Source organism: Corynebacterium fournieri (genome assembly GCF_030408775.1).
GTDB classification, from domain to species: domain Bacteria; phylum Actinomycetota; class Actinomycetes; order Mycobacteriales; family Mycobacteriaceae; genus Corynebacterium; species Corynebacterium fournieri.
In genome coordinates, this window is sequence record NZ_CP047210.1 from 1,341,287 (window position 1) to 1,363,179 (window position 21,893).

Sequence of the window (21,893 nt, forward strand, 5' to 3'; positions counted from 1 at the left end):
TCCTAGTTTAAACGTCAGGGTCAGCCAAGCTGCCCGCCCACGCTCGCACCTGCTCGGCTGCGGAGGCAGGATCGAGACCGTATTCCTGCAGGATCTCGCCGCGCGAGGCGTGCAGCGGGAAGATATCCGGGAATGCGAGTTGCCTCACCGGCACGTCCACCTCCGCGGCAGCAAGTGCCTCAACCACAGCGGATCCGACACCACCGCGGACGACGCCGTCTTCGTAGACGACCACCAGGTCTGCATCTGCCGCCAGGCTCAGCACGTCCGCGGAAACAGGGACGACCCACCGCGGGTCGACCACCGTCGCGCGGATGCCGTCGCCGCGCACTGCTTCCGCCACCTCGAGTGCGTAGGGCGCAAATGCGCCGACCGCCACGATGAGCACGTCGATATCGTCTTCGGTGCCCTCGCCTTCTGGTCGCGCGAGCACGTCGGTGCCGCCAGCGAGGCGCTCCAACGCGACGATGTCCGGTCCTGCTGCACCTTTGGGGAAGCGGACTACCGTCGGGCCGTCGTCAATCGCGATCGCCTCGGCGAACTCCTCGCGCAGCCGCGCCGTATCGCGCGGCGCGCTGATGCGGATACCCGGCACGATGGAAGAAATCGCCATGTCCCACACGCCGTTGTGGCTCGCGCCGTCTGACCCAGTCACGCCCGCGCGGTCGAGCACCAATGTGACAGGCTGGTCAATCAAGCCGACATCCATCAGCAGCTGGTCAAAAGCGCGGTTGAGGAATGTCGAGTAGACCGCGACCACGGGATGCAACCCACCGAGCGCCATCCCGGCCGCGGAGGTCACCGCGTGCTGTTCCGCGATGCCCACGTCGAAGAAACGGTCCGGGAATTGCTCCGCAAACGGCTGCAACCCAGTCGGCCCCGCCATCGCGGCGGTGATTGCGACGATGTCGTCGCGTTCGTGGCCCGCGCGCAGCAGCTCCTCCGTGAACACGGACGTCCACCCGGGCTTGGTCGCTGCGAGCGCTTCGCCGGTAACCGGGTCGATCGCGCCAGTGGAGTGCATCTGATCCGCCACGTTATTCACCGCCGGGGCGAACCCATGGCCCTTCTCGGTCACCACGTGCACGATCAGCGGGCCTTCGTAGCGCTTCGCGTACTTGAACGCGTTGAGCAAGCTCTTGATGTCGTGGCCTTCCACAGGCCCGACGTACTTGATGCCGAGCTCGGCGAACATCTCGGAGGGCAGCACCTGGTACTTCACGCCCTCTTTGATCGCATGCAACGCATCAAAGGTGCGCTCACCCACCCAGCCCATGGATTTCAGGGTCTTTTTGCCCGACTCCATCACTTCGTCGTAGGCCGGCTGCATGCGAATCGCCGCGAGCTGGTCCCGCAGCTTAGTCAGGTTGTTGGCGAACCCGCCGATGGTTGGCGAGTAGGACCGGCCGTTGTCGTTGACGACGATGACGACATTGCGGTTCGCCGCCGCGATGTTGTTCAGTGCCTCCCAGCACATGCCGCCGGTTAACGCACCATCGCCAACCACGGCAACCACGTTGTCCTCGCTGTGGCCCGTCAGCGCTTTCGCCTTGGACAGACCATCCGCGTACGACAGCGACGCGCTGGCGTGGGAGGATTCCGTCCAGTCGTGCTCAGACTCCGCACGCGACGTGTAGCCGGAAAGGCCACCCTTCTTGCGCAGCGACTCGAACTGCCCGCCGCGGCCGGTGAGGATCTTGTGCACGTACGACTGGTGGGACGTGTCAAAGATCATCGGCTCGTCGGGCGAGTCGAAGATGTAGTGCAGCGCGATAGTCAGCTCCACCACGCCAAGGTTGGGCCCCAAGTGGCCGCCGGTGGCGGAAACCTTCTGAATCAGCATCTCGCGGATCTCATCCGCGAGGTCATTGAGCTGCGCAGGAGAAAGTTTGCGGACATCCGCTGGCGTTGCAATGTGCTCGAGCAGTGCCACAGTCCTGTCGTACTCCTTCGCATTTTCGGACGCGCCCACCGCGGGTGCGTCTGCCGTGTAGTTCTCGTTAGTTTACACGTCCGGCCGCGCGCCCCTATCCGGCGCGTGATGCTGGTTCGAGCAGAGCAATCGTTTCGAAATGGTGGGTGTTCGGAAACGCGTCGATAAGCGTCATGCGAGTTACCGCATAGCCCTGCTCACCGAAGCCCGCCAGGTCGCGGGCGAACGTGGCCGGGTCGCAGCCGACGTGGATGATACGCTCCGGCCGGGCCGCGGCGATTGCTTGCACCACCTGCGCACCTGCCCCTGCCCGCGGCGGATCCAAAACGACCAGTCCCGGAGTTGGCAATTGACCGACCAACGCCGCCACGTCGCCGTGGTGCATGTGCAGCGGCAGCTCTTCCGCGACTTGCTGGCGGTGTGCGGCGGCGGCGCTGGAGTAATCCACCGATTCAATCGTCCCTCCGCCCAGGGCGTCGGCGATGGCGGGGGCAAATGCGCCGACACCGCCGTAGAGGTCCCAGCCGACGCGGCTGGCGTAGTCCGCACGACCCCAACGCGCGATCACATTCGAGTACTCCTCGGGAGCACGGCGGTGCGCCTGCCAGAATGCGGTGGGCGGGAAGACGTATTCGAAACCACGCACCCGCTCAACCACCCGGCCGGGCCCTTCAAGGACACGCTCGACGCGCTCCACGCGGCGGCCCCGCTGCGCAGCTTGGGTTTCCACCACATGACGCGCACCCTCGGCGTCGACGGCGACGACCAGCTCCGCTCCCGGAGTGAACGTGCGCGCGCCCTCGCCTACCACGCCGTCGAGCAAGCTTGGGACAGGTTGGGTGCACTGCTTGTCTGAGACAACCTCCGTGGACCGAGCGCGACGCACGCCAACACGGCCGTTTCCATCGACGCCCAACCGCACGCGGGTGCGCCAGCCTGTCACCGGCTGCAGCTGCATCGCTCCCACTGCAGAAAGGTCGATGTTGTCCAGCACGCCGGACCGAGAGGACAAGGTAGTCAGTTGGCCGGAAAGAACCTCGCGCTTGAGCTGTAGCTGAGCCTCTGGGTCGATGAAGGAAAAATCGCAGCACCCCGCCCCAACGGCCGCCGCGCGGCACGTGGGTTCGATCCGGTGTGCAGAAGCCTGCACGACCGCGGTCGTTTCGGCGCGCGCCCAGCGCTTCTTCACCTTGGTCAGTGTGGCATCGACAACATCGCCGGGGATGGCGCCGCGGACAAACACAACCCGCCCGTCGGGTGCGTCTGCAATGCCTTCTCCCCCATGCGCCATGGCGCGCACGTGCAAGCGCACCGGCTCGCCCGCTGTCAGTGCGGGTGAGCCGGTGCTGTCGCGTGTGTCAGCCACTTACTCGGCGGCCGGCGGGGTTGCGCCGCCGGCGTTCGTACTGCCCCCGTTTGCGCGGCGCTCGCGCAACTCCTGCAGCTGCTTCTGATTCTCAGCGTTTTGAGCAATGATCTGCTTCAGCGCGTCGCTCAGCGCGTTGGGGTTGCCCTCTGCCGGCGCCTGCTCGGTGGCCTGGCCTTGGCGTGCGCGCGCCTCGGCGGCGGCCTGCACCTGCTGCGCGAGCTGCGCCGGCAGCACCACCTGCAGGGAGTTACCGGCCAGGATCGGGTCCTCGCCGCGGTAGACAAAGGAGCGGGCGATGGTCTCGCGCCCGATTTCCGCGAGCTGATCTTCGGAACCGGTCGGCGCCGCCAAGGTGACGCGGTAGAACCAACGCGGGCCTTCCACACCGACGATGCGGATCACGCCGTTGGTGCCCGTGCCAACCACTTCCTGGCCCCACGGGCCCTGCTGGATTTCCACCGGCATTCCCTCGGAGCGCATGCCCTGGATAATTTCTTCTGCGGATTCCTCCCACAGGCCGCCGGTGCGAGGCGCGGCGAAGGCGACCGGGGTGATACGGCCGTAGCGGGTGACAATGTGGACCATCTTCGGGCCCTGCTCACCCATTTCCACCTGCACCTGGGATTCCTTCGGCAGCGGGATGCGGATCGAGCCGAGGTTGAGGGTGACGTTGGAGAAGTCGGTGAAATCGAAGTCCTCGATGTCAACGTTGTCGCCGTCGAAGGGGCCGGTGGATCCGCCGACCGGGTCGTAATCCGTCAGCGCTTCCACGCCCGCAGCGGCAGAAGCGACAGGAGCAGCCTCGCGCTTTTCGACGTTCGAAGCGTCCGCCACGTCATCGGCCTTAGGCGCCTGTTCGGCTGGCGCAGCTTGCTCGGCTGGCACAGCATCAGCCTCTGGCGCGACAGACTCGGTCGCATCAGTCTGCGGCTCGAGCGGCGACGACTCTACTGCACGCTCTTCCTGCTGCTTCTTCTTTTTCTTGCCAAACGGCCAAAATGCCATCGCTGGTCACTCCCTTAGTTGTGGTCGCAGATGTGTGGATTAATTGTGTTTACGGCTAAAGACTGTAGTCCGCGTCAGTGTGTGCCTGTCGAGCCGTACCCGCCACTTCCGCGTTGCGTCTCGTCGAGCTGATCGACCTCTTCGAACCCGACCAATTCAACCCGCTGGACAACCAGCTGCGCGATGCGCATGCCGCGGGTGATCTCAATGGGCTCGCTCCGGTCGGTGTTGAGCAGGCACACCTTCAATTCGCCACGGTAACCGGCATCGATGGTGCCGGGAGTGTTCACAATGCTCAACCCGTGCTTCGCCGCCATGCCGGAGCGCGGGTGGATAAGCCCGACGGTTCCCACCGGCAGGGCGATAGCCACGCCAGTGCCCACCAGCGCACGCTCCCCCGGCTGCAGCACCAGGTCCTCGGCTGAATACAGGTCCGCTCCCGCATCCTCGGGGTGCGCCCGGTTCGGCATTGGAAGTTCCGGGTCAAGCCGTTTCATCGGAATCGGCGGCAGTGCGTCCCACCCGGTCGTGCTGTGCTCGCTGCTTTGCTGTTCCACTCCGCCCACCCTACGTGAGACAGTCCTGCGGGGATACACCGGAAGCTGGATGGAAGTAGGCCACCGAGCCAGCCCCGCCTATTGTGGGAGGGGTGAGTGAGACCTCGTCGACCCCTACGAATCCCGGATCCGGCAGCGCCGCTACCCGCGCGTCAGCGACGCAGCCGAAGGTGCTGTACACGGAGCGGCAGTGGGTGCCCTGGTACTGGTGGGTAGCCCTGGCAGGCCTGGCGCTGCTGCTTGCCGGGCAGTTTGGACTCAACCGCAACATCTGGTGGTTCATTGTCCCGCTCGTGTTGTTCACGGCACTGTTCGCGTGGTTCCTGTTTTGGCTTTCACGCACGACAGTGTCCGTGGAACAGGACACGGACGGCACCCGTTGGCTGCTCGTGGAAGACGCGAACCTGCCCGACACCGTTGTCTCCCGGTCCATGGTGGTGCCGGGCTCCGCACGCCAAAACGCGTTGGGCCGGCAGTTGGATCCGGCCGCTTTCCTTGTGTCTCGCCCGTGGGTCAGTGAGCACATCTTGGTTGTGCTCGACGACCCGGAGGATCCCACCCCCTACTGGCTCGTTTCTGCGAAGCACCCGGAAGAGGTGTTGGCGGCTTTTGCTCCCGAGACGGTCGCGGGCGAATAGGCCTTCGGAGCCGATGACACGAAAGGGCGACGCCACCTTCCAAGGTGGCGCCGCCCTTTGGTCGTCGTGAAGCGAGTGCCTACTCGCAGTCGAGACAGATCTTGGAACCGTCGTCCTCGGTGTAGGCGAGGCGGTTGTTCTTCTGCACGAGGAAGCAGGACGCGCAGGTGAATTCGTCGTCCTGGCGGGGCTTGACCTCGACGTTGAGCTCCTCGCCGGAGAGGTCCTGGGTCGGCGGCTCGACCGGCTCGACAATCTCGCCGTCGTCATCCATGCTGCTGCCGGCTACCTCGGCGGCCTTGAGCCCTTCCAAGGAATCGGTCTCAATGTCGTCGTCCATCCGACGGCGCGGCGCATCGTAATCGGTGGCCATGGTGGTGTGTCCTCCAGCTCAGCGTGGTCGCCCCGGAAGGGGGCTGAATGTCGTTATTTGAGCGGAATACTAGGTCATCCACATAGCCCTGTCATCCTCCCAGCTCACAATGCGAAACTATCGAATGTAGCGCGACATGTCGGGCGCGTTTGTACACTGCCCAGCATGACAGAAAATGCACTCGGGTTCGGGGTAGATATCGGCGGGTCCGGCGTCAAGGGCGCCGTGGTCGACCTGCGCACGGGCGACTTCGTCGGCGAGCAAGTCACTGTTGCTACTCCGCAACCTGCCACCCCGGAGGCCGTTGCCGAGGTGGTCGCACAGATCGTGCGGCAGTGCGAATGGGCCGGCCCTGTCGGCATCACTGTGCCGTCCGTGATCACCCAGCAGGTCGCGCTCACCGCAGCGAACATCGACCCGTCCTGGGTGGGCGCAAATGTGCGGGAGGTGTTCTCCGCCGCCCTGCAGGGGTCGAACGTTGCGGTGCTCAACGACGCGGATGCCGCCGGACTAGCGGAAGTGGCCTTTGGCGACGAGGCCGCCCGCAGTGGAGCTGTCGTTTTCCTCACCTTCGGCACCGGCATCGGATCAGCGTTTCTCATGGATGGGACGCTGTTTCCAAACACCGAACTCGGGCACATGCTTATCGACGGCGCGGAGGCGGAGCAGTTCGCCTCCTCTGCAGCGCGCGACCGCGAGGCGTTGAATTACAGCCAGTGGGCGCAGCGGGTGGATCGCGTGCTGCATGAATTCAGCAAGCTGTTTAACCCAACAGCGTTCGTGGTGGGCGGCGGCATCTCTCAAAACGCTGATCAGTGGGTGCCTCTGCTGACCGTGGACGTCCCAGTGGTCCCGGCTGCGCTGCGCAACCGCGCAGGCATCGTGGGCGCAGCGATGGCCGCCCGCGACCATGTCGCACCGTAGCCGTCGTGCACAGGTGTTGTACGGTGAGTGCCGTTCAACGATTGGCAGACGGGGACTAGGAATACGATCCGCTGCTGACTGTTATTATTGGCGGTCTGAAAAATTTGGGACGCATACGTACCCTGGATTGCCAGTGGTAAGGTCCGATGACTCGAAAGGGCATACGTGGTAGCCAGCGAAGCTTCAAGCAATAACACCGACGACGTGACTGCAGTCTCGTCCGACGGTGACGCAGGCAGCGCTGCTAAATCCAGCGCGAAGAAGACAGTCAAGAAGGCTGCGAAAAAGACCGCGAAGAAGACCGCCAAAAAGACGGCGAAGAAGACGGCGAAGAAGACGGCAAGAAAGACCGCCAAGAAGTCCGCGAAGAAAGCCACCCGCAAGACCACGGCAAAGAAGGCCGCGGCGAAGAAGGCGACGAAGGCCGCCAAGGCGGGCGCAGCAGATGCGGACGAGATTGAGGACGATCTTCTCAACCCCGGCGGCGACGCAGACGATGTGGCCGACCAGGACGCAGACCGCGACGACGCGGACTACGATCCGGAGCTCGGCGACGACGATGACGCGTTCGACGAAGACATCGACGACACCCTCGAAAGCGAAGGCGAAGACGAGGACGAAGAGGAAGAAGAAGAGGAAGACGACGGTTCCTCTGTTTGGGACATCGAGGAATCTGCGGCACTGCGCCAAGCCCGCAAGGACGCGCAGCTGACCGCTTCCGCAGACTCCGTTCGTGCCTACCTGAAGCAGATCGGCAAGGTTGCGCTCCTCGACGCTGAGCAAGAGGTCTCCCTGGCCAAGCGCATCGAGGCTGGCCTGTACGCGCAGTACCGGCTGGACGAGATGGCGCGTGCAGCGGCGGAGGGCGACAAGGACGCCAAACTCACCCCAGCTGTCAAGCGTGATCTGCGCTCGGTGGCCCGCGACGGCCGAAAGGCGAAGAACCACCTGTTGGAGGCGAACCTTCGTCTCGTGGTCTCCCTTGCCAAGCGCTACACCGGCCGCGGCATGGCCTTCCTCGACTTGATTCAGGAAGGCAACCTCGGCCTGATCCGCGCTGTGGAGAAGTTCGACTACTCCAAGGGCTACAAGTTTTCCACATACGCCACTTGGTGGATCCGCCAGGCTATTACCCGCGCAATGGCGGACCAGGCCCGCACTATCCGTATTCCGGTGCACATGGTCGAAGTCATCAACAAGCTCGGCCGAATCCAGCGCGAGCTGCTGCAGGACCTCGGCCGCGAGCCCACGCCGCTGGAGCTGGCGAAGGAAATGGACATCACCGAGGAGAAGGTGATGGAGATCCAGCAGTACGCCCGCGAGCCGATCTCTTTGGATCAGACCATCGGCGACGAGGGCGACAGCCAGCTGGGCGACTTCATCGAGGACTCCGAAGCTGTTGTCGCTGTGGACGCGGTTTCCTTCACTCTCCTGCAGGACCAGCTGCAGGACGTGCTGCACACGCTGTCTGAGCGCGAGGCGGGCGTTGTGCGCTTGCGCTTCGGCCTGACCGACGGCATGCCGCGCACCCTCGACGAGATCGGCCAGGTTTACGGCGTGACACGTGAGCGCATCCGCCAGATCGAATCCAAGACGATGTCGAAGCTGCGTCACCCGTCGCGCTCCCAGGTGCTGCGAGACTACTTGGACTAGTTTTTCACCCCGGCCACCTGCGGCTGGCGGGCTTGCGCCCAGCGCACAAAGACGCCCTGACCTTTCAAAGGTCAGGGCGTCTTTGCGCTTTGCAGCAGAGGCTACCTCACCCCTACTGGTTAAAGCTCTCGTTTACTTCGTCTTCAATGCAGGACTGGTAGGCCTCGGTATCGTCCTGGAGGTGTTCGCACGCCTCGAACACGCCGTCGTCGATCATCTGCTTTGCCACGGAGACTCCGAAGATGAGCATCAGTACCGACAGAATCGTAGCGATCGCGCCCATGACCAGGCCGGCGATGGCCATGCCCTTGCGGGCACCGGGGCCGGCGATGTTGTTGGCTTTGCGCACGCCCACGATGCCGAGGATCAGTGCGATGACACCAAGAATCAGTCCGGGGAAGACGAGAAGCAGGCCCAGCAGGGACAAGATGCCCAGCACCAGCGCCGCAATCGCCATCCCGTTGCTCCCCTGCTGGGCAGGGGCCGGTTCATAGCCGTACGAGGTCGGCGCTGCGTTGTAATTGCCGCCGGCCATGCCATAGCCCGCATGGCCGGCTTCACCGCGGGTGTAATCCGGCTGCAGCTGATCGTGGCCGTCGTAGTTGCCGTAGCTGGACACCCCCTCCGGGTGGGCACTGTAGTTGCCGTCCGCCGGCTGAGCGCCGTACTGCTGCTGCTCGCCGTAGGGGTTTTGCCCATAGGGGTTCTGCCTCTTCGGGTCGTTCGGGTCGTTCGGGTTCTGGCCGGGGTTATAGGGAGTGCTCATTACATTTCCTTTCGTGTATACGTGTGTCACGCCACCCTACCGGGCGAGCTACCAGTCGCGCAGGAACGCAATGCGCTGCCGCAGCTGCTCTGCGTTGCACAGGGCTGTCGGCGGGCCACCGCACGCTTTGCGCACCTCAGTGTGGATCGCGCCGTGGGGGCGGCCTGTCTTCCCGGCCGCGATGGCGACGCGCGTGTTGAGTTCCTTGCGCAGGGCGGGGATCTCGTCCGCGGCCGTGCTCGCCTCACTATGGGCGGTTTCGGCAGGCGCCGTCTTTTTCACTGGCTCGCCCAGCACCTCGGCACGTTCGCGGGCCTTGCGCTCCTCCGCGCGCCGTGCCCGCTCTTCCGCATCGCGCGCGTCAAGTTGCTCGCTTTGGCGCTTTGCCAGCAGGGTGCGGACTTGATCAGCGTCCAAAAGGCCGGGCAGGCCCAGGAAATCCTGTTCCTCCGCAGAACCGGCCTGGGTGGGCGTGCCGTAGGTTGAGCCGTCGAAAATCAGCGAATCCAGCTCGGCGGAAGCGCCGATCGACTCGTACGTCGGCAGGTCGTCCGGTTCGCTTTGCGTGCGGTTGGCTTGTTCGAGCAGTTCGTCGGACCACCCTGATTCCCGGTGAGGCTTGCCCAGCACGTGGTCGCGCGAGACCTCCATCTCCTCGGCCAGGCCCAGTAGCACTGGCACGGACGGCAAAAACACGGACGCGGATTCGCCCGGCATGCGGGAGCGGACAAAACGACCGATTGCCTGCGCGAAAAACAGCGGCGTGGACGCAGAAGTGGCGTAGACGCCCACGGATAGCCGCGGCACGTCCACGCCCTCAGAGACCATGCGCACCGCCACCATCCATTCGTCGCGGGACGCGGAAAATTCGTCGATGCGATCCGACGCTCCCGGCTCGTCCGACAGCACCACCGTCACCGGCGTGTTGGAAAGCGTGCCCAGAATCTTCGCGTAAGCACGCGCGGTGGTCTTGTTGGTGGCAATGACAAGACCGCCTGCGTCCGGCATGTTGGCGCGAATCTTCATCAGCCTGGTGTGCGCCGCAGTGAGCACGGCAGCGATCCAGTCGCCTTTCGGGTCCAGCGCAGTGCGCCACGCGCGCGCTGTCTGCTCGGCGTTGAGCGCCTCGCCCAGCCGCGCGGAGTACTCCTCGCCCGCGGAGTCTTTCCACTGGGCTTCGCCGGAATACGCCAAAAAGACCACCGGGCGCACGACGCCGTCTGCGAGCGCGTGGGAGTAGCCGTAGGTGTAGTCCGCCTCGGAGACGAGATGGCCTTCGCCGTCTTCGACGTAGCGCACGAAGGGGATCTGCGAGTCGTCCGAGCGAAACGGCGTGCCGGTCAGCGCGAGACGGTGCTCCACGTCGTTGTACGCCTCGTACACGCCGTCGCCCCACCTCTTGGAGTCGCCGGCGTGGTGGATCTCGTCCAAAATGACCAAGGTGCGCCGCGCCGAGGCCACGGCGTGGTGCTTGAACGGGTGCATGCCGACCTGCGCATAGGTAACCACAATGCCGTCGTAGGAGGCGTTCACGGCGGAAGAGTTGGTGAAGTTCGGGTCCAAGGACAGCCCGAATCGCTTCGCTGCGTCCGACCACTGGTGCTTGAGGTGCTCGGTAGGCACCACGACAATGATGCGCTGGACTGTCCTATCCTCCACCAAGCGCGACGCGAGCGTCAGCGCAAAGGTGGTCTTTCCCGCACCGGGGGTCGCCACCGCCATGAAGTCGCGGGGCTTGTCGCGGAGAAACGAATCAAGGGCCTCCTGCTGCCATTTACGCAGCTGGGGCCCAGAAGACGCGGCGGTCACCTGCGGCGCAGCCCCTTATAGATCCGCTCGCAGTCAGGGCACACCGGGGAGCCCGGTTTAGCCTGCTTCTTCACGGGGAAGGTCTCGCCGCACAGGGCCACAACCATTTTTCCGGAGATCGCCGAATCGACGATCTGGTCCTTTTTTACGTAGTGGAAGAACTTCGGGGTGCCGTCGTCCGTGGTCGACGAGGTGTCTTCCCTGAGATCGGGGCGCTCGAGCGTCTTCGTCGTCGTATTCACGGCAACCATCATGCCCCAATTTGGGCGAGAGGTTAAGCCGGAAGGCTAACCTCGACGTTCATGAGCGCCAACGAGCACACCCCCTCCGACCCGGAATCTGAGCCCGAAACGGTGGATGCGGATTATTCCCCGTCTTCCGGTTCGACTCGGGTGTCTGGTGTGTCTCGGCGCATGTTCCGGCGCCGCCGCTCCCGTGAGCTGATCACGGACGCGTCGTATACGCACGAGCAAAATATTCAGTCGCGGGAGCGGCAGTACGCGTTGCTGCAGGGCCTGCGGCTGCCGTTCATCGTCGCTGCCATGGCAGCGGCGTGGGCGCACTGGTGGGTGCTCGCTGGTGTGTTGTTTGTCGTGTCTGTGCCGCTGCCGTGGATTGCGGTGGTGCGCGGCAACGCGCAGGGCGAAGTCCGCGATACCCGCCAGAAAAACGTGTACAAGCCCGCCGCCGCGCGCCAACAGCAACGCATGTTGGCGCAGCAGCAGCGGGCAGCGCTGGATTCTCCCCGCGCGGAGGGCAGCAACTCCCCCGCTATCATCGACCACAACGATTAGGCACGACGATGAGTGCCGAAGATCGATCGGAATGTAGGAGTTTCGCGTGACTGAGCTCGGCCCCCTTTCACCCAACTTTCCTGCGATAGCTAAAGCTTTAACTGAGGAGCTTGTAGCGGCCGGTTTCACCGCCGAGGGAATCGCAGCTCACCTCGGTCCGGAGGCGACAGAGGCGCTTTATCGCCACGAACCCGGTGTTGTGCTCGCCGCCTGCGCCGACGGTTCGCGGCTGTCGGCTCTGATCAAGTTTTTCGTGCTGCGCCGCCCGGCCACCGCGGAAGCGATCGGCGATATGTTAACGCCGAAGCTCGCACTTTCGCTTATCGACGACCACCTGGTTGCACCAGTACCGGATTCGTCGACCTACAAAGTTGCCGTTGAAGTTCGGCCGCACGTGGTGGCGGGCACACCACGAATGGTGTTTTCGGACTTGGACGCTTCAATGACGGACCACGTACCGGGGCGCGAGCACGTCCTAGGGGTGGGCTCGGCTTCGCTGTCTCTGCTGTCCGCCACGCCGTGCACGCCGGTAGATTCCGTGCTGGATCTGGGCACCGGTTCCGGGATCCAGGCGCTCGCGCAGTCCAGCGCGGCCAACCGAGTGGTCGCCACGGATATCCACGGGCGCGCACTGGAGTTCGCCGAAGCCACCATGCGCGCAAATGGTGTGGACAATGTGGACTTGCGCCAAGGCGAGTGGTTTGAGCCTGTCAGTGGCGAGCGTTTCGATCGGCTGGTGGCCAACCCGCCGTTCGTCGTGGGTCTGCCGGAAGTCGGCCACGTCTACCGCGATTCCGGCTTGGACCTCGACGGAGCAACCGAGCTGGTGCTCAGCCGCGCGCCGGAGCATCTTGCCGCGGGCGGGCGCGCGTTCATTCTCGGCTCGTGGGTGCACGTGCTCGACCAGAACTGGCAGGCGCGTGTGGCGTCCTGGCTGCCGTCCCACGGCATCAACGCGTGGGTGCTGCAGCGCGACGTCGTCGACCCCGGCATGTACGTCTCAACGTGGTTGCGCGATGAATCCGTCGACCCCCGCTCAGATGAGGGCGTCTCCCGCACCTTGCAATGGCTCGACCACTTCGAAGAGCACGACGTGCACGCCGTCGGCTTCGGCTGGATCCTGTTGGAGGACATCGGCGACGAGCCCAGCGAAATTACCTGCGAGGAATTGGCCCAGCCCTTCACAGACCCGTTGGGGCCCGAGGCGGAGGAGTATTTCATCCGCACCGCCTGGCTGCGCGGCAAGGACCGCGACGACGTGCTCGACACCTCCTACCTGGTCCGCCCGACGGTGGCGCTGGAAGACATCAAGCTCGCGGACACGGACCTAGGCATGGGCTTCGCCGATGAGACCCGGCGTATCACCAGAACCGACGGGCCGCGTTTCTCCCACACCATCGACGCGGGCATCCTCTCCCTGTTGTCTGGCCTGCACCCGAACGGGCTGCCGCTGCGCGACGTGGTGGGCCTCTACGCCGCCTCGCACGGTTTTGGGCAACCGGAGGACGTCGCAAAGCTTGAGGCGGACGCAGCAGCGGCGATCGTGGACCTTGTCAGGCACGGGCTCGTGCTTCCTGCGGAAATTGCGCAACTGACCCACCTCTAGAAACGAAAGGCAGGATTGTGAAGGCGGTACTCACACGCGTAACCCAGGCGTCTGTGACGGTTGACGGGGAGGTAGTCGGAGCGATTGACTGCCCCGCCACCGGCGGGATTCTCGCTTTGGTCGGGGCAGGGCGCGAGGACGCCCCTGACGCGTGGGAAAAGGTCGCGCGCAAAATTGCGGAGCTGCGCATCTTGGACGGCGAGCGCTCTGTGGAAGATGCTGGCGCGCCGGTGCTGCTGGTCAGTCAGTTCACGCTGATGGGCCGCACCGCCAAGGGTCGACGCCCATCTTGGAGCGATGCGGCACCCGGCGACGAGGCCGCCCCCGTCATCGAATCCATCGCCGCAGAGCTGCGTGCGCGCGGCATCCACGTCGAAGAGGGACGCTTCGGCGCCCACATGCAGGTGGCAAGCGTCAACGACGGGCCATTCACCGTCATCGTAGAAGCGTGATCTGAATAATAATCCGGCGGGCGGGAACACTGCGCTACAGCCAAGCGTTGCCTCTCTAGACTGCCCAGCTGTTCCACTTAGTCCGAGGAGGCATTGCTACATGAGCCAGCCGGATCACGCTGCACAGGGAACCCAGAATTCCGAGGAAACCGTCGACCGCGGAAGCCGTCGAAATCAGACGAACGACAACCCTTCTGCGGACCTTGTCCGCGTTTATCTCAACGGCATCGGCAAAACTGCCCTCCTCGACGCGGAGGAAGAAGTCGAGCTCGCGCAACAAATTGAGGTCGGCCTCTACGCCCAGCACCTCCTGGACGACCCGGAAGTCAAGCTCACCCGCGCCAAGAAACGCGATTTGAAGATCCTGGCCAAGCAGGGCCGAAAGGCTCGCGCCCACCTGCTCGAGGCCAACCTGCGCCTCGTCGTCTCCCTGGCAAAGCGCTACACCGGCCGCGGGATGCCGCTGCTCGACCTGATTCAGGAAGGCAACCTTGGTCTGATCCGCGCGATGGAAAAGTTCGATTACTCCAAGGGCTTTAAGTTCTCCACCTACGCAACATGGTGGATCCGCCAGGCCATTACGCGCGGCATGGCCGACCAATCACGCACCATCCGCCTGCCAGTGCATCTGGTGGAGCAGGTGAACAAGCTCTCGCGTATCCGCCGTGAGATGTACCAGTCCCTCGGCCGCGAACCGACGAACGAGGAACTGGCGGAAGAGTCCGGCATCGAAGAATCCAAGATTGAGATGCTGCTGCGCCAATCTCGCGACCCGGTGAGCTTGGACATGCCGGTCGGCGCGGACGAGGAAGCGCCCTTGGGCGACTTCATCGAGGACGCTGAGGCGACTGACGCAGAGGACGCGGTGGTGACCACGCTGCGTCACGACGACATTGAAGACATCATCAGCGGCCTGGAGCAGCGTGAGCAAGACGTAATCCGGATGCGCTACGGCCTGACCGACGGTGTTCCGCGCACCCTCGACCAGATTGGCCGGCAGTTCGGCCTTTCGCGCGAGCGCGTACGCCAGATAGAGCGAGAGGTGATGGCGAAGCTGCGCGCAGGTGAGCGCGCTGATCGCCTGCGCGATTACGCCCTCTAGCCCGATTCCGGGCCACTTTTGCCCTAGCCCGGCACCGCACGCAGCTTCATCAGTGCTGTCGCAGGTGCTGGGCTAGAGTATTTCCACAATGGTTTTCTAAAACCTCCAGCCAGCACCGCGATTGGAAGGGAGCATCATAGTGCGTGACCTCGTCGACACCACAGAGATGTATCTGCGCACCGTCTACGAACTGGAAGAGGAAGGCATCACGCCGCTGCGCGCACGTATCGCGGAACGCCTCGAGCAATCCGGTCCCACTGTCTCCCAAACCGTAGCCCGAATGGAGCGCGACGGGTTGATGGTGGTTGAGCACGACCGATCGCTGTCGCTTACTGAAGAAGGCCGAAAGCGCGCCACCGCAGTGATGCGCAAACATCGTCTCGCCGAAAGGCTACTTACCGACGTCTTACAGTTGGACCTTTCCCAGGTCCACGACGAAGCGTGCCGCTGGGAGCACGTGATGAGCGAGGAGGTGGAGCGCCGGGTTGTCGCTGTATTGGAAAGTCCGGCCCGCTCCCCCTTTGGCAACCCGATCCCCGCACTCGACGAGCTGGGGGTTTCCTCCGATACGGCCGAGCACACAGGCACTCGCGTGACAGATCTGCGGCTGAAGGAGCCCGTGCGGGCGAAAGTGGTGCAGATCAGCGAGATTCTGCAGGACGGTGCGTTGCCGAAGTCTGCAGGCCAGCTCGTTGGTGAAACTGTGGCGCTCACGCCGTTAGAAGACGGCGCGGTGGAGGTCGCCACTGATAACGGCGATCGGTTCGAGCTCACCGCGGACATTGCGCATGCGCTCCGCGTCGAGCGCGAAGATTAGACAGCGCTGAGCAAGGAAGGACGCAGCAATGAAACTCGTGGTCACCGGCGGTGCCGGCTACGTCGGAAGTGTTTGCGCGGCAGCCCTTTTGGAGGCCGGCCACGATGTCACCGTCGTAGATGACTTGAGTACCGGCAACGACTACGCAGTGCCGGAGGCAGCCACATTTGTCCGCGGCGAGATCCGCGATGTCATCGACGACGTCTTGTCTGACGGAAGTGGGATTCCCGTCGATGGCGTCCTCCACTTCGCCGCGAAGTCCCTCGTCGGCGAATCCATGGAGGACCCGGCGTCGTACTGGCACGGCAACCTCGATGTTTCGCTCGCGCTGCTGGACGCGATGCGCCGTCACGACGTCAACTCCTTGGTCTTTTCCTCCACCGCGGCCACCTACGGCGAGCCGGAGACGGTGCCGATCACGGAAGACGCACCTACCCGCCCCACTAACCCGTATGGCGCGACCAAGCTGGCCATCGACTACGCCATCACCTCGTACTGCAACGCCTACGGGCTGGGCGCGACCAGTTTGCGCTACTTCAATGTCGCGGGCGCTTACAACGGAATTGGTGAAAACCACATCACCGAAACACATCTGATCCCCATCGTCTTGCAGGTAGCCATGGGCTACCGCGACAAGATCATGATGTACGGCGACGATTGGCCCACCAAGGACGGCACCTGCGTGCGCGATTACATCCACATCCGGGACCTCGCTGATGCGCACGTCCTCGCGTTGGAGGCCAACACCCCCGGCACACACCAGATTTACAACCTCGGCTCCGGCGACGGGTACTCGGTGCGCGAGGTTGTGGAGGTCTGCCGGGAGGTTACCGGTCACCCGATCCCCGCCGAGGTCGCTGAGCGCCGCGCCGGCGATCCGGCGGTGCTTATCGCGTCCTCCGAGAAGATCCGCAGCACCCTCGGGTGGAACCCTTCACGCACTGAGCTGCGCACAATCGTGCAGGACGCCTGGGAGTTCACCCGCCAGCTCGGCGACCGGTCCCACTCCGCACGCTAGGCTGCTTTACCTCCGAGTCCTTCCCAGGTCGCCAAGCAACCTTGACGGCTCAGCTCAAGCAACGCTTGGCCCTGCCCGATGCCGATGACGTTGGCTAACAGCGATGAAAGATTGTGTCTCGGCACTTCGTCTTCAGCGCAGGTCAGTGCGGCTCCCGCCCAGCCGTTGAGTCCGAGTGAAACGGCCACCATCGCCCACAGGCACAGGGCGTTGGCCCGTATGGTGCCGCTGAAGTTGCGCGCGATGGTCACAAACACTGCGCCCGCGGCATAGGGCCGCGCCAAGGCATCGACGATGAGGCAGTCGCGCAACGTGCTTCGAGAAAGCATGGCTGCCAGAAGCTCGATGTCTCGGGGGCTGGAGAACACCTCGCCGATCACCAAACCGCCGTCGCTATCGATGAGGCCAGCGTTGGGAGCGTGTTTGAACACGTCGCAAGCTTGGCGGATGCGGGCAAGCGCTACTTCTGGGTCGTCGTCGATGCAGCACATCAGCGTCGCGCCGTGTTGGTGCGCATCCGCTGCGATGAGCTCGGCAGCATGAACATCCGCTGCAACGACAGGTTCGAAATGCGCAAATAGTTCACTTCTGTGCAGCTCGGGCAGCGCTCCGTGGTCGATGAGCGGACGCATCGGCTCTGCTCTTGCCACGGAGGAGACAGTGCCGCGTTCGTATCCGGCCCGCCAGTTCCAGACTGCGCCGGCAGTGTCGGGGTCGGGACCGAACAGAAGCTGGTAATGCGTGCCGTCTGCGACCTCGGAGACAATCCAGCAGGCCTCAATGATCTCTCCGAACTCGTCGGCCGCCATTCGTAGCCCTTCCGCAGCAACCGCAACCATTTTGGAGTCGGGGACCCGAGTCACGATGACGGCGAAGGTGGCTACATGGCGGCCGAGGGGAATCCGTTGGAGCGCGCGCTGGATACTTTCGGTATTTCCCACATCGGCCTCCAGATATGCCCCGATGTCGAAGGTTGAGGTGTTCGCAGATGGGGCGTATACGTTAATCAGCACCACCGCCTCATTGGGAAAATATCCCAGGGCGCCCGGGATAGAGGCGATGAGGTTCGACGGGGAGCGCAGGGCTCGCGCATTCGGATGCGGAGTGACGGGGGTTGTCGGCGGATTTGTTTCGTGCGGTTGCGGCTGAATATCCATAACCCTTAGACCACCGGATTCCCGCTTCGGTTCCCTCGCAGACGAAACTTTTCCCGTCCGGGCGCGATACGCGCTGGTGGTGGCAAATCGACTGGGATCGGGCACAATGGAATGATTCTGCTTTGCCATCCGTTGTGGGGGTGGAGCAACAAAGCCGGTAAGGCGAGCGAATGTAGGAGGCCTCGACCATGACGCAAGAACGTCGCATGTACGAACTTGAGTATCCCGCCCCGCAGGTGAGCGGGGAGGCAAACAACGGCCCCGCCCTTATCGTGGCTATGCACGGCTACGCAGATGCGGGCCACGCCATTGAATCCGCCGCCGATCACCTCAAGGCGGCGCTGGAGTCGCACACGGTGGCAACGTTTAGCAACGACGAGCTTATTGATTACCGCTCGCGCCGCCCGACCGTGACGTTGGCGCACTCGGAGATCACCGACGTGGCGGACCTGCAGCTTGACATGCGCGTGCTGCGCGACGAGAAGGGCACATCGTTCCTCTTGCTGTCCGGGCCGGAACCGGATTTGCGGTGGGAGGCGTTCAGCAGCGCGGTGGCTGATCTGGCGGACCGTTTCGGCGTGAGCAAGACCATTTGCCTTTACGCCGCCCCCATGGGTGCGCCGCACACTCGCCCGCTGGTTGTCTCCGCCCACGGCAACGACCGCGAGCTCGTCGGCTCCATGTTCACGTTTGACGGCATGGTCAGCGTGCCGGGTTCCGCCTCCATCCTCATTGAGCGGGAGCTGCACAAGCGCGGCCGTCCCGTGGCCGGCTACACGGCTCACGTTCCCCACTACGTTGCGGCTTCGCCGTACCCGCATGCGACGTTCCAGCTGCTGCAGTCGGTAGAAGATTCGACGAACTTGCAGTTCCCGCTGCGTTCCTTGGAGGCGGACATGGGCCGTGTGTCGCAGCAGCTGGCGGAGCAGACCAACAACTCGGATGAAATCACGCACGTCGTGCAGGCGTTGGAAGAGCACTACGACCGTGAAATGCAGGAGTACCGCGACCGCCACCCGCAGGCGATGATGCCGGGTGAGGCGCAGATGCCCACCGGCGAGGAGATCAGCGAGGCGTTCGAGAACTACCTCACCGCCATTGAGGACCGGGACCGCGACCAGCAACGCAGTCTCCCCCACAGCGAGGAGACGGACCAGCGTTTGCGCGACCACTTCACCATCGATCCGTCGGCGCCGCAGCAGCCGCTTGACGACGGCCAAGGGGCCCGCCCTGAAGGCGACGGCGACGAGGGCCCAGACTCCGACACTCACTAGTGATGTCGGGCGGTCGGCTACGGTGAATGCTGTGATGCTGACCGATTTGCTTGAAGATATTGCGCAGGCCCCCGAATCGCTGTTTGAGGACGCTGTCTGGGACTCGTTCAACGCGTGGACGAGTTCCCGCGGAATCTCGCTCTACCCTGCGCAAGAGGAGGCATCGCTCGCCCTCCTAGCCGGCGACAACGTTATTTTGGCGACACCGACCGGCTCTGGAAAGTCCATGGTGGCCAACGCCGCGCACTTCATCGCGATGGCGCGCGGGCAGCGTTCCTTCTACACCGCCCCTATTAAGGCGTTGGTGAGCGAAAAATTCTTCGCTCTCTGCGAGATCTTCGGCGCCGAAAACGTCGGCATGATGACGGGCGACGCCACGGTCAATTCCAACGCCCCGATCATCGCCGCGACGGCCGAGATCGTGGCGAACATCGCTTTGCGCGAGGGCGCGGACGCGAAGATCGACCAAGTGGTGATGGATGAGTTCCACTACTACTCCGAACCCGAGCGCGGTTGGGCCTGGCAGGTGCCGCTGCTGGAGCTTCCGAAGGCCCAGTTTTTGCTGATGTCCGCCACCCTGGGCGACACGGAGTGGCTGGAAAAGGACCTTACCGAACGCACCGGGCGTAAAACCACTTATGTCGGCGGAGCTGAGCGTCCTGTTCCCCTGGATTTCCACTACGTGTTCTCGCCCGTCCATGAGACGATTCAAGAGCTCCTCGATGACGGCAAAGCACCGATCTACGTGGTGCACTTTTCTCAGCGTGAAGCAACCGAGCGCGCTCAGGCGTTGACGAGCATGAACATCATCACCCCAGAAGAGAAGCAGCGGATTGCAGAGGAAATCGGGGATTTTCGCTTCACTACGACGTTTGGCAAGACGCTGTCGAAGCTTGTCCGCAAGGGCATCGGTGTGCACCACGCAGGAATGCTGCCGAAGTACCGGCGCTTGGTTGAGCGGCTGTCACAGACGGGGCTGTTAAAGGTCATCTGCGGTACAGACACGTTGGGTGTCGGCATCAACGTGCCGATTCGCACGGTGCTCATTACGGGGCTCGCGAAGTTCGACGGGACCCGCCAACGCATCTTGAAGTCGCGTGAGTTCCACCAGATTGCGGGGCGTGCCGGTCGCGCGGGATACGACACCGAAGGCACTGTCGTTGTGGAAGCACCTGAACACGAAATCGAAAACGTCAAGCTGCGGCGCAAGGCCGGCGACGACCCGAAGAAGCTGAAGAAAATCCGGAAGAAGTCGGCCCGCGACGGCGAGGTCAGCTGGTCCGAGAATACCTTTGAGCGGCTCAAGGTTGCCGAGCCCGAGGAGCTGACCAGCCAGTTCAAGGTGTCCAACTCGATGTTGCTCAACGTGGTCGCACGCCCCGGCGACGGCTATGAGCACATGCGCCACCTGCTGCGCTCAAACCACGATGCACGAGCGAAGCAAAACCGCGACATCATCCAGGCAGTGAACCTGTTTCGCGGCCTGATCAACGCCGGTGTGGTCGAGCGCACGCCGGACTCGCCAGCGTTTCGCCCGTACACGCTCACCCAGGAGCTGGACCGCGATTTCGCGTTGAACCAGCCGCTGTCCCCCTTCGCGCTGGCGTTTCTCACCCTGCTGGACCCGGAGTCGGAGACGTACACCTTGGATGTCATCTCCGCCTTCGAGGCGATTTTGGACGATCCGCGGCAGTTGCTCCAGGCGCAGCAGACAGCGGCGCGCGGCGAGGAGATCGCCGCGCTGAAGGCAGACGGTGTCGATTACACCGAACGCATGGCCATCATCGAGGACGTGACCTACCCCAAGCCGCTCGAAGACGAGCTGGAAGAGGCATTCGATACCTTCACCGAAGGAAACCCGTGGGCGAAGGAATTCGAGTTGTCGCCGAAATCCGTGGTCCGCGACATGATCGAGCACGCGATGACCTTTTCAGATCTCATCGCCACTTACGGCCTGGCCCGCTCAGAAGGAGTGGTGCTGCGCTACCTCACCGATGCCTGGCGCACCCTGTCGTATTCCATTCCAGACGCGTACATGAACGACGAGCTCGAGGACATCGTGGTATGGCTCGGCGAGTTGATCAAGCAGGTGGATTCCTCCCTCATTGACGAGTGGGCGCACATGACTGGAGACGACCAGCCGGTCAGCCAGGACACCATCGACCGCGAGCTCGCCTTCGGCGTCGACGATCCCACGGCGCTGACCGCGAACCGCCGCGCATTCACCATCATGGTGCGCAACTATTTCTTCCGCCTGGTGGAGCTGTTCGCCTACGAGAAGGAAGATCAACTGGCGGAGATGCTGGACTATCTCGAGCCGGACGCTCGGGTGGACTGGCCGGCAGCGATGGACGACTACTTCGACGAGTACGACGATGTGGACCTCGGACCGGACGCGCGCGGGCCGGAGTTTTTCCGCCTCGCCGATTCCTCGGGCAGGTCGTGGAACATCACCCAGATTATTAAGGACCCAGAGGGCGACAACGCGTTCCAGCTGCACGGCGTGGTGGACCTGGACGCTTCCGACGAGGCCGGAGAGGTTCGCCTGTCCTCGCTTCGCATGAGCGAGGATTAGCCGGAGGAGACGTCGATAGGCGAAAAGCGGGGTGCCGCTACTTTCGTTGGGTTACATTGCCTTCAACACAA

At 63.6% G+C, this 21,893-nt stretch carries 20 protein-coding genes; 11 read left to right on the plus strand and 9 right to left on the minus strand.

Annotated elements, in window-relative coordinates; all coding sequences use genetic code 11:
- Nucleotides 1–7 precede the first annotated feature (7 nt).
- The 4 genes from dxs to dut form a co-directional block, all read right to left on the minus strand.
- Nucleotides 8–1,933 carry a 1-deoxy-D-xylulose-5-phosphate synthase gene (gene dxs / locus CFOUR_RS06540; protein WP_085958498.1) on the minus strand — a complete coding sequence of 642 codons (1,926 nt, stop codon included), beginning with the start codon at nucleotides 1,931–1,933 and terminating at the stop codon, nucleotides 8–10.
- Nucleotides 1,934–2,027: 94 nt separating this feature from the next.
- Nucleotides 2,028–3,299 (minus strand): class I SAM-dependent RNA methyltransferase, encoded by a 1,272-nt coding sequence (locus CFOUR_RS06545; protein ID WP_230471851.1) that lies wholly within the window; start codon nucleotides 3,297–3,299, stop codon nucleotides 2,028–2,030.
- Entirely contained in the window at nucleotides 3,300–4,307 is a 1,008-nt protein-coding gene (locus tag CFOUR_RS06550; RefSeq protein WP_290179059.1) for a DUF3710 domain-containing protein, read from the minus strand.
- Nucleotides 4,308–4,381: 74 nt separating this feature from the next.
- Complete coding sequence (gene dut, locus CFOUR_RS06555; protein ID WP_085958500.1) at nucleotides 4,382–4,804, minus strand: dUTP diphosphatase; 423 nt, start codon at nucleotides 4,802–4,804, stop codon at nucleotides 4,382–4,384.
- A 152-nt stretch (nucleotides 4,805–4,956) separates the two neighbouring features.
- Here dut and CFOUR_RS06560 point away from each other — a divergent pair, with 152 nt between their 5' ends.
- On the plus strand, nucleotides 4,957–5,502 hold the full coding sequence (locus tag CFOUR_RS06560) for a DUF3093 domain-containing protein (protein WP_085958086.1): 546 nt from the start codon (nucleotides 4,957–4,959) through the stop codon (nucleotides 5,500–5,502).
- 79 nt (nucleotides 5,503–5,581) lie between these two features.
- Here the strand turns inward: CFOUR_RS06560 and CFOUR_RS06565 are convergent, their stop codons facing one another.
- Entirely contained in the window at nucleotides 5,582–5,875 is a 294-nt protein-coding gene (locus CFOUR_RS06565; protein WP_085958087.1) for a DUF4193 domain-containing protein, read from the minus strand.
- Between the two features lie 165 nt (nucleotides 5,876–6,040).
- Between CFOUR_RS06565 and ppgK the strand changes: the two genes are divergently transcribed.
- Nucleotides 6,041–6,799 carry a polyphosphate--glucose phosphotransferase gene (ppgK, locus tag CFOUR_RS06570; RefSeq protein WP_085958088.1) on the plus strand — a complete coding sequence of 253 codons (759 nt, stop codon included), beginning with the start codon at nucleotides 6,041–6,043 and terminating at the stop codon, nucleotides 6,797–6,799.
- A 204-nt stretch (nucleotides 6,800–7,003) separates the two neighbouring features.
- Complete coding sequence (locus CFOUR_RS06575) at nucleotides 7,004–8,452, plus strand: RNA polymerase sigma factor (RefSeq protein WP_230471854.1); 1,449 nt, start codon at nucleotides 7,004–7,006, stop codon at nucleotides 8,450–8,452.
- Nucleotides 8,453–8,564: 112 nt separating this feature from the next.
- Here the strand turns inward: CFOUR_RS06575 and CFOUR_RS06580 are convergent, their stop codons facing one another.
- The 3 genes from CFOUR_RS06580 to CFOUR_RS06590 are packed head-to-tail and all read right to left on the minus strand — an operon-like array spanning nucleotide 8,565 to nucleotide 11,278.
- Nucleotides 8,565–9,218 (minus strand): DUF4190 domain-containing protein, encoded by a 654-nt coding sequence (locus CFOUR_RS06580; protein ID WP_085958090.1) that lies wholly within the window; start codon nucleotides 9,216–9,218, stop codon nucleotides 8,565–8,567.
- 48 nt (nucleotides 9,219–9,266) lie between these two features.
- Entirely contained in the window at nucleotides 9,267–11,027 is a 1,761-nt protein-coding gene (locus tag CFOUR_RS06585; RefSeq protein ID WP_085958091.1) for a DEAD/DEAH box helicase, read from the minus strand.
- Nucleotides 11,024–11,278, minus strand: coding sequence for a DUF3039 domain-containing protein (locus CFOUR_RS06590; protein WP_085958501.1), 255 nt, complete (start codon nucleotides 11,276–11,278; stop codon nucleotides 11,024–11,026). The genes CFOUR_RS06585 and CFOUR_RS06590 overlap by 4 nt, the downstream gene beginning before the upstream one ends.
- Before the next feature lie 51 nt (nucleotides 11,279–11,329).
- Between CFOUR_RS06590 and CFOUR_RS06595 the strand changes: the two genes are divergently transcribed.
- From CFOUR_RS06595 to galE, 6 genes are all read left to right on the plus strand, one after another.
- Nucleotides 11,330–11,821 (plus strand): DUF3099 domain-containing protein, encoded by a 492-nt coding sequence (locus CFOUR_RS06595; protein WP_085958092.1) that lies wholly within the window; start codon nucleotides 11,330–11,332, stop codon nucleotides 11,819–11,821.
- A gap of 46 nt (nucleotides 11,822–11,867) precedes the next feature.
- Entirely contained in the window at nucleotides 11,868–13,427 is a 1,560-nt protein-coding gene (locus CFOUR_RS06600) for a DUF7782 domain-containing protein (RefSeq protein ID WP_085958093.1), read from the plus strand.
- Nucleotides 13,428–13,444: 17 nt separating this feature from the next.
- On the plus strand, nucleotides 13,445–13,879 hold the full coding sequence (gene dtd, locus CFOUR_RS06605) for a D-aminoacyl-tRNA deacylase (RefSeq protein ID WP_085958094.1): 435 nt from the start codon (nucleotides 13,445–13,447) through the stop codon (nucleotides 13,877–13,879).
- A 100-nt stretch (nucleotides 13,880–13,979) separates the two neighbouring features.
- A complete protein-coding gene (locus CFOUR_RS06610; RefSeq protein WP_085958095.1) occupies nucleotides 13,980–14,981 on the plus strand; it encodes a sigma-70 family RNA polymerase sigma factor in 1,002 nt (333 codons plus the stop codon).
- 139 nt (nucleotides 14,982–15,120) lie between these two features.
- Nucleotides 15,121–15,798, plus strand: a complete 678-nt coding sequence (locus tag CFOUR_RS06615) for a metal-dependent transcriptional regulator (protein WP_085958096.1) — start codon at nucleotides 15,121–15,123, stop codon at nucleotides 15,796–15,798.
- A gap of 28 nt (nucleotides 15,799–15,826) precedes the next feature.
- Nucleotides 15,827–16,816: a UDP-glucose 4-epimerase GalE gene (gene galE, locus CFOUR_RS06620; protein ID WP_085958097.1), complete on the plus strand. Its 990-nt coding sequence runs from the start codon at nucleotides 15,827–15,829 to the stop codon at nucleotides 16,814–16,816.
- On the opposite strand, the gene CFOUR_RS06625 is transcribed toward galE, so the two are convergent.
- Nucleotides 16,813–18,102 carry a DUF4192 domain-containing protein gene (locus tag CFOUR_RS06625; RefSeq protein WP_085958098.1) on the minus strand — a complete coding sequence of 430 codons (1,290 nt, stop codon included), beginning with the start codon at nucleotides 18,100–18,102 and terminating at the stop codon, nucleotides 16,813–16,815. The two genes, galE and CFOUR_RS06625, sit on opposite strands and share 4 nt — an antisense overlap.
- Before the next feature lie 59 nt (nucleotides 18,103–18,161).
- Here CFOUR_RS06625 and CFOUR_RS06630 point away from each other — a divergent pair, with 59 nt between their 5' ends.
- Both CFOUR_RS06630 and CFOUR_RS06635 read left to right on the plus strand, forming a co-directional pair.
- The gene (locus tag CFOUR_RS06630; protein ID WP_085958099.1) at nucleotides 18,162–19,247 is read left to right on the plus strand and encodes a PAC2 family protein; all 1,086 of its coding nucleotides are present in this window, start codon (nucleotides 18,162–18,164) and stop codon (nucleotides 19,245–19,247) included.
- Between the two features lie 34 nt (nucleotides 19,248–19,281).
- The gene (locus CFOUR_RS06635) at nucleotides 19,282–21,822 is read left to right on the plus strand and encodes a DEAD/DEAH box helicase (RefSeq protein WP_085958502.1); all 2,541 of its coding nucleotides are present in this window, start codon (nucleotides 19,282–19,284) and stop codon (nucleotides 21,820–21,822) included.
- Nucleotides 21,823–21,893: the final 71 nt, after the last annotated feature.

Coding starts and splice junctions, on each gene's coding strand:
- CFOUR_RS06550 (WP_290179059.1), bottom strand. CDS start 4,307: ATGGCATTTTGGCCGTTTGGCAAGAAAAAGAAGAAGCAGCAGGAAGAG.
- dut (WP_085958500.1), bottom strand. CDS start 4,804: ATGAAACGGCTTGACCCGGAACTTCCAATGCCGAACCGGGCGCACCCC.
- CFOUR_RS06565 (WP_085958087.1), bottom strand. CDS start 5,875: ATGGCCACCGATTACGATGCGCCGCGCCGTCGGATGGACGACGACATT.
- ppgK (WP_085958088.1), top strand. CDS start 6,041: ATGACAGAAAATGCACTCGGGTTCGGGGTAGATATCGGCGGGTCCGGC.
- CFOUR_RS06580 (WP_085958090.1), bottom strand. CDS start 9,218: ATGAGCACTCCCTATAACCCCGGCCAGAACCCGAACGACCCGAACGAC.
- CFOUR_RS06590 (WP_085958501.1), bottom strand. CDS start 11,278: ATGGTTGCCGTGAATACGACGACGAAGACGCTCGAGCGCCCCGATCTC.
- CFOUR_RS06595 (WP_085958092.1), top strand. CDS start 11,330: ATGAGCGCCAACGAGCACACCCCCTCCGACCCGGAATCTGAGCCCGAA.
- CFOUR_RS06610 (WP_085958095.1), top strand. CDS start 13,980: ATGAGCCAGCCGGATCACGCTGCACAGGGAACCCAGAATTCCGAGGAA.
- galE (WP_085958097.1), top strand. CDS start 15,827: ATGAAACTCGTGGTCACCGGCGGTGCCGGCTACGTCGGAAGTGTTTGC.
- CFOUR_RS06625 (WP_085958098.1), bottom strand. CDS start 18,102: ATGGCAAAGCAGAATCATTCCATTGTGCCCGATCCCAGTCGATTTGCC.
- CFOUR_RS06630 (WP_085958099.1), top strand. CDS start 18,162: ATGACGCAAGAACGTCGCATGTACGAACTTGAGTATCCCGCCCCGCAG.
- CFOUR_RS06635 (WP_085958502.1), top strand. CDS start 19,282: ATGCTGACCGATTTGCTTGAAGATATTGCGCAGGCCCCCGAATCGCTG.